This window comes from Rhodococcus sp. MSC1_016, from assembly GCF_023667485.2.
Taxonomy (GTDB): Bacteria; Actinomycetota; Actinomycetes; order Mycobacteriales; family Mycobacteriaceae; genus Rhodococcus_F; species Rhodococcus_F oxybenzonivorans.
In genome coordinates this window covers 2,441,648-2,454,559 of the sequence record NZ_JAMOZI020000001.1, presented here as the reverse complement: position 1 = coordinate 2,454,559, position 12,912 = coordinate 2,441,648, and the positions used below count along the sequence as shown (strand labels likewise).

Below are 12,912 nucleotides of genomic sequence, written 5' to 3'. Positions count from 1 at the left end.
GTGGACCGAGAGCGTCGCCCAAGTTCGATGTCAGTCGTCTCGACTTCGTGTCAGCGGCCGTAGCAGTTTCTCGAACTCGTGTCGGCAAGAATGTCTGAACCTGCACATTGGTGCAGGAAAGAGCGCTTCTCTCCCGAAGGGCGCCACCGGCAAGGTCCTCGAGCACGAACTGCGCCGAGGCTGAATTCGCTCCGGCTCACCGCCGCTACGGCGGAGAAATGAGCCGGATCACCCCGTCGAGTATCTGCTCGATCTTGTCGGCGCCGAAGTTGTGGGGCTCGAGGGGGGCGATGATCGCCAACCCGTCACCCATCGCCCCGATTTGATCGACGAGAATCACCGCGGATACGTCATCGCGGATCGTGCCGCGCCGCTGGCCTTCCCGGACAACATCGGCGAAGCGCGCACGATAACTCGCGTATCGCCGAGCGATGGTCTCCCGCAATTTCGCGTCGAATTGCGTATTGGCCAGCAGTTGCGACATCACATGGGAGAATTCCGGCTCCCCGACCGACATTTCCAGCCATTGCTGCAGCAGTCCACGGATATCTGCCTCCGGTGCGACGGCATCGAGCAGTGTGTCGTACCGGTCGAAGCGGCTTTCCGCGAGCGCGTGGACGAGGTCGCTCTTATTGGCGAAATAGTAGGTCACCGCCCCCGTCGTATATCCAGCGCGTTCGGCGACTTTTCGAAGCGACGCTCTCGCGAACCCCTGTTCGGCGATGACGCTGGTTGCCGCTCTGAGCAGCTCCGCCCTCTTCTCCTCGCGATCGCCTACCGGGCGCCCGGGTCCTCGCATCGGTCGTGCCGTGTGATCGGCACCACCCGGGTCGTTCGTCTGCGTCAGCATGGTCCCCATCATCACATCGCCGCCGCCCCGGATCGACCCGCGGGCATCTGCACGGTGCCGAACAGCGTTCCACCGCGGTTTCGGTTCCTGGCGACAACGGGCCGCCGGGCCTTTCCAGACCGGGCGGCCCGCGTGTACGCGACTGTGGTCAGTCGGCAGGTCACAACTCGCGCGCCGAGACTTCTTCCAACGATTTGTTGGCCGTCTTCGGGCCGAACCCGAACACTATGATCGCGGACACGATATACACCGCGGCTGCGCTGATCATCAGGCCCGACCGGTCGAGACCCCATTCGTCTGCACTGTAGATGGCGGCGCCGAGCACGCCTGAGAGAACGCCACCCAGTCGGCCGAGACTGAAAATGACGCCGGTTCCCAGACCTCGGGCCTCGGTGGGCATTGTTTCGGGAATGTAGGCGTAATAGACGGAGAACACGACACCGGTGAGAATGCCCGCGGCACCGCCCGCGATGGCGACCACGACATCGCTGGTAGCGAGCCCGAGCGCCAGGATCGGGAACGCCGAAGCCGTCGACGACCAGAGAATCAGCGTTTTACGCTCCATCCGGTCGATCAGCAACACGGTGACTAGTGGAGTGAGCGCATACACGAGTGACCAGACGAACTGGAGTGTGTAGGCGTCGGTCTCGGAGTATTGCAGCGAGTCGACCAGCACATAGACCGACCAGTTCTGATACATGTAGAGCCCGAGCGTGGCGCCGAACCAGCCGAAGCCGACGACGGCGACCAGCCGAAGCATTTTCTTGTTTCGCATCAGTTCGCGCAAGGTGTATTGGGTGCCGGTTTCGATGCGTACGATGGGCTCCGGCAGCGGTTTACCCGCGTGCCGGGCAATGCCTTCCAGGTCGGCGACCTGCTTGTCGGCGGCGTCGAGATTTCCTTGGCCGACCTGCCAGCGCACCGATTCCGGGAGCAACAGGCGGATGGCGGGGGCGATCAGCAAGCCGATTGCGCCGAATAGGAACAGGTAGCGCCACGTTCCTGGCGCGCTGTTGGGCAGCATGTACAGCGACAGGGCGCCGAGGATGGGCGCGGTGAGGGTGAAGGCGATCGTGGCGATCGCGACGAAGCGTCCCCGCGATTTCGACGGGAACATCTCGGCGATGTACACGAGCAAGACCGAGGTCGCCGCCTGCACACCTATGCCGGTGATGATCCGGGAGACCAGGAGCCAGGAGTATTCGGGTATTGCCGCCGACATCAGTGAGGCGAGGGAGTAGACCACTGTCGCCCACACCAACACGGGGCGGCGACCGAACCGGTCGGCCAGTCGCCCGCCGATGAGCGCGCCGACGAGCATGCCGACGAAGAAGGCGCTGCCGATGGTGCCGATCTGGCCGGTGGTGAGATTCGCGTCGGATTGCAGTGCCGGTGCGATGTAGATGAAAAGCCCGTTGTCGTAGTACTCGATCATCAAATTGATCGCGATGAGGGCAATCCACAGGAGGTGTGGTTTCAGTACCGGGAGCCGGTCCAGTCGGGCGACGATGTCGGGTCCGTGCAGGGGTGGGCTGACACGGTCGGTAGTGCTGGGCTGCTGTGTCAAGGTGTGCTCACTGATGTCGATCACACCGTCGCGGTGTGATGGGGATGGAGGCGTCGATACGTGGGGGACGCCTGCGAGCGGAACGGTCTCCCTCGCCGGGGCTCCGGCCCCCTGTTCGGGTGACGCACGCCACATTATCGACTCGCCATGATTAACGCAACAGTGGTTATGTAAACTCCGAGTTGCCGGCCGCGGAGTCGGCTCGTCATGAGCCTGTCGGCGGTCGGGCCCTGAGAAGTGAGCAGGTGAGGTGGATGGGCACATCGCAGGTCATCGGAATCCCGTTGCGTTGGAACGACGTCGATGCGTATCGGCACGTCTCGCACGTGGCCCTGGTGGCAATCCTCGACGATGGTCGGGGCCGCTGGCTCGACAGCGTCGTCGGCTCCCTGCTTCCGGGGTGGGGGTATGTCGTCGCCCGGCTCGAGCTGGACTTCCGGGCCCCCGCCTCACTCGGCGAACGGGTGCTCTTCGGCTCGTTCGCGGTGGAGCACATCGGCTCGTCGAGCATCAGACTGCAGGAGCGACTGACGACCGATTCGGGCACGGTGGTGGTCGAAGCTGTCAGCGTGATCGTCGCCTGGGATCAGGACGAGGCGGTCGGCCGCCCACTGACCGGTGCGGAGAAGGCAGCACTCGCCGAGCAATCGGCGTCCCTCAGCCCCTGGCTCGGCTCGGCGCCGTAACACCGTAAACGTGTGGGTGTCGGATTCGGGCCAGGTCGAACTCGCGGGCACCGGAGCCGATACCAGCTGTGAGCCGTCGCTTCGGTCCCGGCCAATCGCCGTTCAGATTCGGCTGCGTAGATCGTGCGTGATGTCGGCCGTGGAGCCCTGGGCTGCAGTGTGTTTCCTTTTACAAAACAGATGTTGTGCAAATGCCGTCTACCCGTTAGCGTGGTCTGCGTCACCCCCTAGGAATTAGGAGACTCCCATGATCGACGAATCCGTCAAGAAGGCCTTCTGGGAAGACGGCGCCACCGTTGTCCGCAACTTCCTCAACCCGGAACAGCTCGCGGAGCTGTACGAGGTCTTCAAGTGGAATGTGGCCAACCCGGGCCCGTTCGTCTTCCGTCGCCTCGACGGCACGAGCCTGCAAACCCACATCGACAACGCCAACCCGGCCGCGAAGGAACGGCTCGACGAACTGGTGACCCGGCTTCCGTTCGGCGAGTTCTTTGCCGAGCTGTGGGACTCCGAGCACGTCTGGTACTACGCCGAAGAGGTGTTCGTGAAGGAGAACGGCGCGAGCGGCCGCGGCCCATTTCACCAGGACACCTCGAACCTGCCGTGGGCGGGCCCGGACTGGGGCAACGCCTGGATCTCGTTCCAGCATGTCCCCAAGAAGAACTCGCTGGAAATCGTGCGTGGCAGCTGGAAGGGCATCGAGTACGACGGTGCCAGCTTCGCCAACGCCGACGACCCCACCGAACCGCTGTACGGCGACGGATCGCTGCCGCGGCTGCCGTGGATAGACAAGGACCTGGAAAAGGACCCGAACTCCTGGGATCTCGTCTCGTTCGAAGTCAACCCCGGCGACGTGGTGTTCCTGCACCCCCGCTCGCTGCACGGCGGCGCTGCGGTCGATGCCGATTGCCCCGATCGCCACACCCTGGTGCTGCGATTCTTCGGTGACGATGCAACGTTCCGCGAACTGCCGCAGTCGAACCCGCGCTACGCGCGCAACGGCGTGCTGTTCACCGACGAGATGGCAAAGCTGAACGCAGGCAACCCGTTCCGCTCGCCGGTCTTCCAGCAGCTCGTCTAATCCATCCCAGAACAGGAGATCCTTTCCCGATGTCGAAGCGTCAGAACTTCAATCCCGGACCGCGTGCCGAGCGTTACCACAATGACCTGCACTTCTCGACGGCCACCCGCGTCGGTGACCTGATCTGGGTGTCCGGTCAGGTCGGCATCGACCCGGCCACCTCGGCGCCCGCCGACGGCATCGAGGCCCAGGCCCGGTTCGCGTTCGACGGCGTCAAGCAGGCCCTCGAAGCGGCCGGGTCCTCGATGGACAACATCCTCGAACTGCTCACCTATCACACCGATATGGCCCGAGACGGTGAAATTTTCGGCCGGGTCAAGGACGAATACATCAAGGAACCGTACCCGTGCTGGACCGGCGTCGGAGTCACACACCTCGCCCGCCCGGAGCTGCTGTGTGAAGTCCGCGTCATCGCCTACGCCAACGACTGAGGAGCGGTAATGAATTCGACGCAGTCACGCCGGGTCGGACTTTACGGAACCGGACGCGCCGCCGCCCAGCTCGTCGGCGCCATCGAGGCGAGCCCGCACACGCTGACCACTGCCATCGTCTTCTTCGACGAGCATGCCGGCCAGGACATCGGCACACTCACCGGGGGTCGAGCCGCCGGGATCACGGCGACCACCGACCTCGAGGGCGCGATCCGCTCCGGCGACTTCGACGTCCTGACCTACGCCGGCCTGAAAGGTGAAGTGCTGCACCGGGCGATGGAACTGTGCGCCGACGCCGGTGTCGACCTCGTACACGCCTGCTTCGTCCATCCCCGGGTCAAGCTCGATCCCGAGATGTACTCGCGGTTACAGAAGCGCGCCGAGGAAACCGGTGCGCGCATCGTCGGCACCGGCATGCTGCCCGGATTCTGGCTCGACGTGCTGCCTGCACTGCTGAGCAGCGCGCTGCCCGCGCCGGTCTCGATCGTCGGCGAATCCCGCTCCGACATCACCGCGTGGGGCCGAGGCGTCCTCGCCGACGAGATGGGTCTCGGCACACTCGCAGACGGTCAACCCGGTCCTGTGGGCGGGGTGCTGCAAGAATCCGCGGAGATGATCGCCGATGTCCTCGGCCTCACCGGGTACGTGTCGAAGGTGTACGGCGGATTCGTCACGGCGGACGCCGCCACCGAGGTGGCGGGCATCCAGATCAGCCCGGGCACCAGGGTGGGTTTCGACGAGGCCGCGGTAGTGGTCCACGACGGTCGTGAACGCATCCGCATCGCCTGGAAAGGACTGCCCAAGGGGTCTTTCGAAGGTTACGAGCGCTCCTTGACGGTCACCGCGATCGGGGGCGACGACTCCGAGTGCACCCTGAGCATCACCCCGGCACTCGATCCCTATCCGGGTACCGCCGCACGCATCGTGCACGCCGTCGGCGCGCTCGGTGCGCTGCCGGGCGGCCAGCACACCCCGATAGGACTCGGTATCTGAACCAACGAGGTAGGATTGAGATTTCCGCCGCGAGAACCACGACGACGACCACGGGGCCTTTCGGAGGACCGCCCGGGCCTTCACCGAAGCCGAGGTCGTGAAGGTCTTGGACGAGTGACTCGCCGCAGGCATCGTGCCGAGGGACTTCTATCGCAATGTAGGCGAGATGGGATTCCTCGGCATCGGGATCCCTGAAGAAGCTCCAAGCAGTACCCCAGACGGTCCCGCTCGACATGCGGTGTGTTGTCCGCATTGGTTTGGTCCACCGGACCACCTTTGCGGGACAACAGCAGTCAAGCTTCCAATTGGGGACCGCTTCCGGAACACGCCGGTCGGGCTTCCGCTAGCGGAGTTTTCCGGCTCCACCGGCCAGCCGGAAGTTGACCCACCCAACGACGCCGAGTTGAGGACCGTGCCGCTCAGGGATCCCTCGGCATTGCGGACCCGTTCGGGCGCACCACTCGAGTGGTGCCCGAATGAGAACATCCTGGCCGGTGGTGAGCGACGTGAGGACCTCGATTCATGCCGTCATCTCTCGAGAGTAAATCATCGGCTCACATCAAACAGGCGGGCTGCGAACAGATCTCAGAGCGAGATGACAGCTTCGATTGCAGGCGCGGACACGTGAGCAGTAGCGGTACTCAACCAGAACCGGACGCGCCCGAGGCCCGACGCGACATAGGCCGCGTTACCCGAGGTTTGATATCGATCCGGGCGGCTGTCCATCGGATAGACCGTGCGACTGCCCGCCGCGCCCGTATCAAGGTTCTCCCAATGCACGGTCACCGGGATAAGGCACGAGGTCAGTTCGTGCGGTGCTCCTCGCAGCTCCGCGGGCACATAGAACTCCGGTGACAGCAGAATGTATGCCTCGGCACCTGGCCACCCGCTCGACAGACCCACCGTCATCGGGATCCGGGCAACACCGCATTGACTGACGTCCTCGGCCATAGCCCATGTATCACCGGCTTGCACCGGGACCGGAGCGGCGGAGGCCGACCCGCAACCGACCACAGCGGCTACAGAGACCGCGGCAAACGCAAACACAATCCGCCCAATAGACTTCAACATCGCCCCCCATTTCGGCGAGGAAGGCCGTCCCACGGCCACTCGCATCTCCGTGAATCCATTCGAGTGGATATCACCATCTCCGGTTCGATCGTTACACACTGGCGAGGGCTGACCAGAAGCCCACGTTCACAGTGATTGCAGAGAGTCGGCATACGCGGCAGGGGTCAACCAGCTGCTCCCGAGTCCGCGCCGGTGGACGCGCTGGTTCGCGGCGGCCTCGGCGCGGGTAGTGGGTACTCACCCGCAGGCAGGATCAGGCGGAGGTGATCGCCGAAATGTGGGGACAGGCTAGCGGGTTTACCTGAACGTGGGCAGATGGGTGCGGCTCTGGCCGGTTCCGTTGGCGGTTCGCATCGCGTCTAGCAACGATTTGACGTCGGCGGTGTGGCTCGCGGTGTCGAAGACGAACCAGACGCCGCGTGCGGGTACCGTGCCTGGGTTGTAGAACAGGTGTGGCCGGCTCGAGTCGAAGCAGAACGAGTCGCCGGGGCCCAGGTCATGTTCGTCGAAGTCGAGCCGGAGCCGCAGCGTGCCTTCGAGGATGTACGCGAACTCGGCTCCGTCGTGGCGCATCTGTTTGCCGTCGACCGAGCTGGAAGCGCCGACCTCGTAGGTGACATAGAGCGGTTCGATCTCAGTGCGCCCTCCGGTTGCCAGCCGCTGCCAGGTGACCCCGTTTTCCATTTCGAGGACCGGATTGTCTGCGGCGCGCTGGATACCCGCCGCGGCGTCGCGGTTCTGCGGGAGCTCGATGTCGAGACCGCTGCGACCGGACACGATCTGGTCGAGGGAGACCTCGAGCACGGTCGCGAGACCGAAGAGTGTTTTCACCGACGGCTGGGTTTTTCCGTTCTCGACCTGGGACAGCAGGCTGGTGGAGATGCCGAGCTGATCTGCGACCTGGCGAAGTGACAGTTTCTTGTCCAGGCGGGCCCGCTTCAAGGCCACGCCGATTTCCTCTTCCACCACTGTGCCCCGTTCTGTGTGTCTGACGCTGGATATCCACTCTGGCTTAACTCCGGCGGTGGTGCAACACCGCAGTTCATCGCCCGATGTTGACATTCACACTACACGGCTTGCATGATTGGAGTCACAAAATTAAGCCAAGATGAAATGTTTGGTTGGTCGGTCTGGCATCGTCGCGATCCTGCGCTACACCGCAGGATGCAATCCACCCAACCCCTCTGGAAGGAAGATTTGGTAGTGAGCAAGGTCGAATTGATCGCTGGAACGTGGACGACCGCTGGTGACGCCGATGCCGGCAATGCGGAGAACGATCGCAGTCCGCACAGCTTCCAGGAGCGCATCGAAGTTGCCGCGAAGGCCGGATTCACCGGCGTGGGCATTGGGTACCTGGATCTTCTCGACGCCGAGCAGCAGTACGGGTTTCCCACTGTCAAGACCATGCTCGCCGACAACGGCATCGCTCACCTCGAGCTCGAGTTCCTGGAGAACTGGTTCCTCACCGACAAGCGCCGGACAGCCGCGGACGAGATTCGCGCGAACATGTTCCGGGCCGCCGAAGCTCTCGGCGCCCGTCACATCAAGGTCGGCGGCGACTTCAGTGGTGGTGAATTTGATGCGGATCACATGGCGGCCGAATTCGTGAAGCTCTGCACCGACGCTTCAAACGCGGGTACCACGGTGGTGTTCGAGCCGATGCCGTTCGTGAACGTCAAGACACCGCAGCAGGCACTCGAGTTCATCGCCAAGGCCGATCATCCCGCTGGCGGGTTGTTGATCGACATTTGGCACGTCGCCCGTGCCGGCGTCGACTTCGACACTCTCGCCGATATCCCGGCGCAGTACATCTTCGACGTCGAACTCGACGATGCGCCATTGACGTTCGAAGGTGACCTCATCGCCGACACCTTCAACGGCCGCCGGCTTCCCGGCGAGGGCGAACTCGACGTCCAAGGCTTCGTCGACGCCATCCGTAAGACCGGCTACGACGGAATCTACGGCGTGGAGATCTTGTCCGCCGCCTACCGCAAGCTCCCGATCAGCGAGGCCGTTCCCGCCGCCTATGAAGCGACGATGAAGTACCTGCGCTGACCTGGCCGGATACCGATTCGAACACGAAAGAAGAGGGCAACACAATGGCGCGGTTGGAACAGAAGGTAGCTGTCGTCTCCGGCGGAGCCCGCGGTATCGGCCGCGCCACGGCGGAACTGTTCGCCGAGGAAGGCGCGAGGGTGGTGGTCGGCGACCTGCGGGAGCCGGAGCCCTTCGATCACCCGAACATCACCTTCAAGCGCCTCGACGTCACCCAGCTCGACAGCTGGCAGGGACTCGTCGACTCGGTGATCGCCGCGCACGGGCGGATCGACATCCTGGTCAACAACGCCGGCCTCGTCGGCTCCTACGAGGCGATCGACAAGATCGACCTCAACGACTGGCACCACATCATCGCGGTCAACCAGACCGGGGTCTTCTACGGTATGCGCTCGGTCTTGCCGACCATGCAGGCCCAGCACGCCGGCGCGATCGTCAACGTCTCGTCGATCTGGGGCATCGTCGGCGCCGCCGGGGTCTCGGCCTACCAGGCCAGTAAGGCCGCGGTGCGGATGATGAGCAAGAACGCCGCCCTGTCGTACGTCGGCGACGGCATCCGGGTCAACTCCCTGCACCCAGGTCTGGCCAGCACACCGATGATCGACGCTCAGGACGAGGCGATCACCGCCGAGGTGATCGCCGCCACCCCGATGAAGCGTGCCGCCAATCCTCGCGAAATCGCCTATGGCGCATTGTTCCTCGTCAGCGACGAGGCCAGTTACGTCACCGGCATCGAACTGCCGGTCGACGGCGGCTACACCGCACCGTGAAAGGAGTTGAACCGATGACCGATCGTGGACTGTTCACCGAAGGCCGCTCAGCCGAGGTGGTGATCGACAGCCTCGGAGCCGACACCGATCCCCGGCTGCGCCAGATTCTGACCTCCCTGATCCAGCACCTGCACGACTTCGTCAAGGACGTCCAGCTCACCGAGGAGGAGTGGACCGCGGGCATCGAGTTCCTCACCCGCACTGGACACACCTGCAACGACGTGCGTCAGGAATTCATCCTGCTCTCCGACGTTCTCGGGGTATCGATGCTGGTCGAGACGATCAACCACCGCGCCCTCGATCACGCCACCGAGCAAACCGTTCTGGGCCCGTTCCACATGGTCGACTCCCCGCCGCGCGAGCTCGGCGACACCATCGCCCTCGACGACGGTGGTGAGCCGTGCCTGGTGACCGGACAGGTCCGCAGCGCGGACGGCACCCCCTTGGCCGGGGCGAGTGTGGACGTCTGGCAGGCAAACGCCGAAGGCTTCTACGACGTCCAGCAACCCGGCATCCAGCCGGAGCTGAACTTGCGTGGGTTGTTCACAACCGACGACGAGGGCAAGTTCTGGTTCCGCTCGATTGTTCCGCGGTACTACCCCATACCCGACGACGGACCGGTGGGGGAGCTGCTGGCCATCACCGGACGCCATCCCAACAGGCCGGCGCACGTGCATTTCATCGTCACCGCACCCGGCCACGAACCGGTCACCACCCATCTGTTCGTCGACGGCACCCCTTACATCGACTCCGATGTCGTGTTCGGGGTCAAGGAAAGCCTGATCCGGGAGTTCCCGGTGGTCGACGACCCGGACCGCGCCCGCGAGCTCGGGTTCGACAATCCTTTCCGCACGGTCCACTTCGATGTGACCCTGCTCGAATCCGAGGTACGAGAGGCGGCCGGACTGTGACCTTCACCACCTCCTTCCACTATGAGGCCCTGCCGATGCGGGTGAGCTTCGAGGTCGGCGCGGTGACCAAGATCGGGGAGGAACTCGACCGACTCGGGCTGAGCCGGGCGCTGGTCCTGTGCACTCCCGAGCAGAAGCACCTGGCCGATCTCGTCATGGATCATCTCGGTGACCGCGGTGCCGGCATCTTCGACCAGGCTCGCATGCACGTGCCGGTCGACACCGCGGACCGCGCCCGGGACCGGGCCCGCGAGCTCGGCGCGGACAGCTGCGTGGTGATCGGCGGTGGTTCCTCGATCGGCCTCGGCAAGGCGATCGCCCTCGAACACGGGCTACCGATCATCGCGATCCCCACCACCTACGCCGGATCGGAGATGACCCCGATCTGGGGTCTGACCCGCGACGGGCGCAAGCAGACCGGGCGCGACGCGAAGGTGCTGCCGCAGAGTGTCATCTATGACCCACAGCTGACTACCACGCTGCCGGCGGGGATCTCGGCCGCCAGCGGCCTGAACGCGGTCGCGCATGCCGTCGAGGCACTCTATGCCCCGGACGCCTCGCCGATCATCTCGCTGATGGCCGAAGAGGGAGTTCGCGCCTTCGCCGAATCGCTTTCGGTGGTGGTCGCCGACGGCAACGATCTCGACGGCCGATCGAAAGCCCTGTACGGGGCCTGGCTGTGCGGTGCCTGCCTGGGGGCGACCACGATGTCGCTCCATCACAAGCTCTGCCATGTCCTCGGCGGATCCCTCGACCTGCCGCACGCCCAGACGCACGCGATCGTGTTGCCCTACGTGCTGGCCTACAACGAATCCCACGCCCCGGCAGCGCGGGCCGCCTTGCAGCGGGCCCTGGGCACCGACGGTGACCCGTCGACCGCGCTGTGGGACCTCGAACAGCAACTGCAGATCCCGCACTCGCTCGAAGAATTGGGGGTGAGCGAAAGCCAACTTCCTGCCGTCATCGACGAGGTCCTGTCCAACCCCTACTCGAACCCGGCCCCGGTCACCGAGGACGGGCTGCGCCACCTCCTCGGCCAGGCTCTGCGCGGCGATCGGCCCACCCGCCGATGACCTGGTACGACACCTACCCTCGCCCACCCTGAACAGCACAGGAGCCGACGTGACAGCTATCCACGATGCGACCACCACCATCCGTGACCTCGAAAACGCCCGGTACCGGGCGATCGTCGAGCAGGACCTGGCTCGGTTCGCCGAGCTGAGTCATCCCGACCTGGCCTACTCGCACTCCTCCGGGGACACGGACAGCCTCGACTCCTACCTCGACAAGGTGCGGTCGGGCTACTACGTCTATCACGACATCGACCACCCGATCGAGTTCATCCGGATCGTCGACGATGTCGCGCTCGTCATCGGTGAGATGAACGCCAGCATCACCGCCGGCGGACGCGAGAAGAAGCTGCGGAACCGGTGCCTGGCGGTGTGGAAGTACACCGACGAGGGCTGGCGATTCCTCGCCTACCAGCCCACCCCGGTGCCCACCGCGTAAATCCCCCTCGCCCGACCCCCGTGCACCGGTGTGCCTGCGGAGTTCACCCCACCCGAACACCAGATTGGATTCCCCATGTCCACCCTCGAGAACAAGATCGCCATCGTCACCGGAGCCAGCCGTGGACTCGGTGAGGGCATCGCCGTCGAACTCGCCCGACGCGGCGCCACGGTCGTCTGCGCCGACCTGCACAGCGCCGAGGAGACCGCCAGCACGCTGCAGTCCGCCGGCAGCCCGAAGAGCAGCTCCGCCAAGGTCGACGTGTCCAGTGCGGCGTCGGTGGACGAGTTGGTCGGTTCCACTGTCGAGACGCACGGGCGTCTGGACATCATGGTCAACAACGCCGGCATTTACACCTACGGTGCAATCGCCGAGGTCACCGACGAAGACTTCCGCCGCACCATGGACGTCAACGTCGGCGGCGTCTTCAACGGTTCCCGTGCGGCTGCCCGGGTGATGAAGAAGCAGAAGTCGGGGCGGATCATCAACACCGCCTCCCAACTCGGCAAACTCGCCCGCCCCAACGAGGGCGTCTACTCCGCATCGAAGGCGGCCGTCATCTTGATGACGCAGGCCCTCGGGCTGGAACTGGCGCCTTTCAACATCACCGTCAACGCCATCTGTCCCGGCTGCATGTACACCGAGATGATGGAGAAGTCGTTCGCGGAAATCGCTCAGAGCGAGGGAATTACGCTCGAGCAGAAGCTGCAGGACTACCTCGACGCCAAAATACCCACGGGTCGTTTCGGCACTCTCGACGATATGGGCCGGATGGTCGCCTGGCTGGCCTCCGACGAGGCTTCGTTCACCACCGGTTCCGCTCTCAACCTCACCGGTGGCGAGCAGGTCTTCTTCTAGGTCTCCGGCCTCCTCGGCGCAGACACCGCGGTGGTAACCGATCGGCTTCGTCCGATCGGTTACCACCGCGTCTGTATTCAGCTGCAATGAACATTGTCCGATGCGACTCCATGATTTCCCGACATTGACA

Annotated in this window: 14 protein-coding genes; 10 read left to right on the top strand and 4 right to left on the bottom strand. The window is 64.3% G+C overall.

Going from position 1 to position 12,912, the window contains the following annotated elements; all coding sequences use genetic code 11:
- Positions 1–205: 205 nt before the first annotated feature.
- Positions 206–850: a TetR/AcrR family transcriptional regulator gene (locus tag L1080_RS11430; RefSeq protein WP_159922143.1), complete on the bottom strand. Its 645-nt coding sequence runs from the start codon at positions 848–850 to the stop codon at positions 206–208.
- Between the two features lie 160 nt (positions 851–1,010).
- Positions 1,011–2,441 carry an MFS transporter gene (locus L1080_RS11425; RefSeq protein WP_250768363.1) on the bottom strand — a complete coding sequence of 477 codons (1,431 nt, stop codon included), beginning with the start codon at positions 2,439–2,441 and terminating at the stop codon, positions 1,011–1,013.
- 230 nt (positions 2,442–2,671) lie between these two features.
- Here L1080_RS11425 and L1080_RS11420 point away from each other — a divergent pair, with 230 nt between their 5' ends.
- The 4 genes from L1080_RS11420 (at position 2,672) to L1080_RS11405 (ending at position 5,608) form a co-directional block, all read left to right on the top strand.
- A complete protein-coding gene (locus L1080_RS11420) occupies positions 2,672–3,103 on the top strand; it encodes an acyl-CoA thioesterase (RefSeq protein ID WP_250768359.1) in 432 nt (143 codons plus the stop codon).
- Positions 3,104–3,350: 247 nt separating this feature from the next.
- Positions 3,351–4,184: a phytanoyl-CoA dioxygenase family protein gene (locus L1080_RS11415; RefSeq protein ID WP_250768356.1), complete on the top strand. Its 834-nt coding sequence runs from the start codon at positions 3,351–3,353 to the stop codon at positions 4,182–4,184.
- A gap of 29 nt (positions 4,185–4,213) precedes the next feature.
- A complete protein-coding gene (locus L1080_RS11410) occupies positions 4,214–4,615 on the top strand; it encodes a RidA family protein (protein WP_159922151.1) in 402 nt (133 codons plus the stop codon).
- A gap of 9 nt (positions 4,616–4,624) precedes the next feature.
- Positions 4,625–5,608 carry a hypothetical protein gene (locus L1080_RS11405; protein WP_159922171.1) on the top strand — a complete coding sequence of 328 codons (984 nt, stop codon included), beginning with the start codon at positions 4,625–4,627 and terminating at the stop codon, positions 5,606–5,608.
- Positions 5,609–6,193: 585 nt separating this feature from the next.
- Here L1080_RS11405 and L1080_RS11400 read toward each other — a convergent pair.
- Positions 6,194–6,559: a hypothetical protein gene (locus tag L1080_RS11400; protein ID WP_159922173.1), complete on the bottom strand. Its 366-nt coding sequence runs from the start codon at positions 6,557–6,559 to the stop codon at positions 6,194–6,196.
- A gap of 417 nt (positions 6,560–6,976) precedes the next feature.
- A complete protein-coding gene (locus tag L1080_RS11395; protein ID WP_250768353.1) occupies positions 6,977–7,627 on the bottom strand; it encodes a helix-turn-helix domain-containing protein in 651 nt (216 codons plus the stop codon).
- A 132-nt stretch (positions 7,628–7,759) separates the two neighbouring features.
- Between L1080_RS11395 and L1080_RS11390 the strand changes: the two genes are divergently transcribed.
- The 6 genes from L1080_RS11390 to L1080_RS11365 all read left to right on the top strand — a co-directional run bounded on the left by L1080_RS11390 (position 7,760) and on the right by L1080_RS11365 (position 12,782).
- Entirely contained in the window at positions 7,760–8,734 is a 975-nt protein-coding gene (locus L1080_RS11390; RefSeq protein WP_250768349.1) for a sugar phosphate isomerase/epimerase family protein, read from the top strand.
- Positions 8,735–8,778: 44 nt separating this feature from the next.
- Positions 8,779–9,504, top strand: a complete 726-nt coding sequence (locus tag L1080_RS11385) for an SDR family NAD(P)-dependent oxidoreductase (protein WP_250768346.1) — start codon at positions 8,779–8,781, stop codon at positions 9,502–9,504.
- 14 nt (positions 9,505–9,518) lie between these two features.
- Positions 9,519–10,415: an intradiol ring-cleavage dioxygenase gene (locus tag L1080_RS11380; protein ID WP_250768343.1), complete on the top strand. Its 897-nt coding sequence runs from the start codon at positions 9,519–9,521 to the stop codon at positions 10,413–10,415.
- Entirely contained in the window at positions 10,412–11,488 is a 1,077-nt protein-coding gene (locus L1080_RS11375; RefSeq protein WP_250768340.1) for a maleylacetate reductase, read from the top strand. Before L1080_RS11380 ends, L1080_RS11375 begins: the two co-directional genes overlap by 4 nt.
- A gap of 49 nt (positions 11,489–11,537) precedes the next feature.
- Positions 11,538–11,924 (top strand): nuclear transport factor 2 family protein, encoded by a 387-nt coding sequence (locus tag L1080_RS11370; RefSeq protein ID WP_250768337.1) that lies wholly within the window; start codon positions 11,538–11,540, stop codon positions 11,922–11,924.
- Between the two features lie 75 nt (positions 11,925–11,999).
- The gene (locus L1080_RS11365; RefSeq protein ID WP_250768334.1) at positions 12,000–12,782 is read left to right on the top strand and encodes an SDR family NAD(P)-dependent oxidoreductase; all 783 of its coding nucleotides are present in this window, start codon (positions 12,000–12,002) and stop codon (positions 12,780–12,782) included.
- Positions 12,783–12,912: the final 130 nt, after the last annotated feature.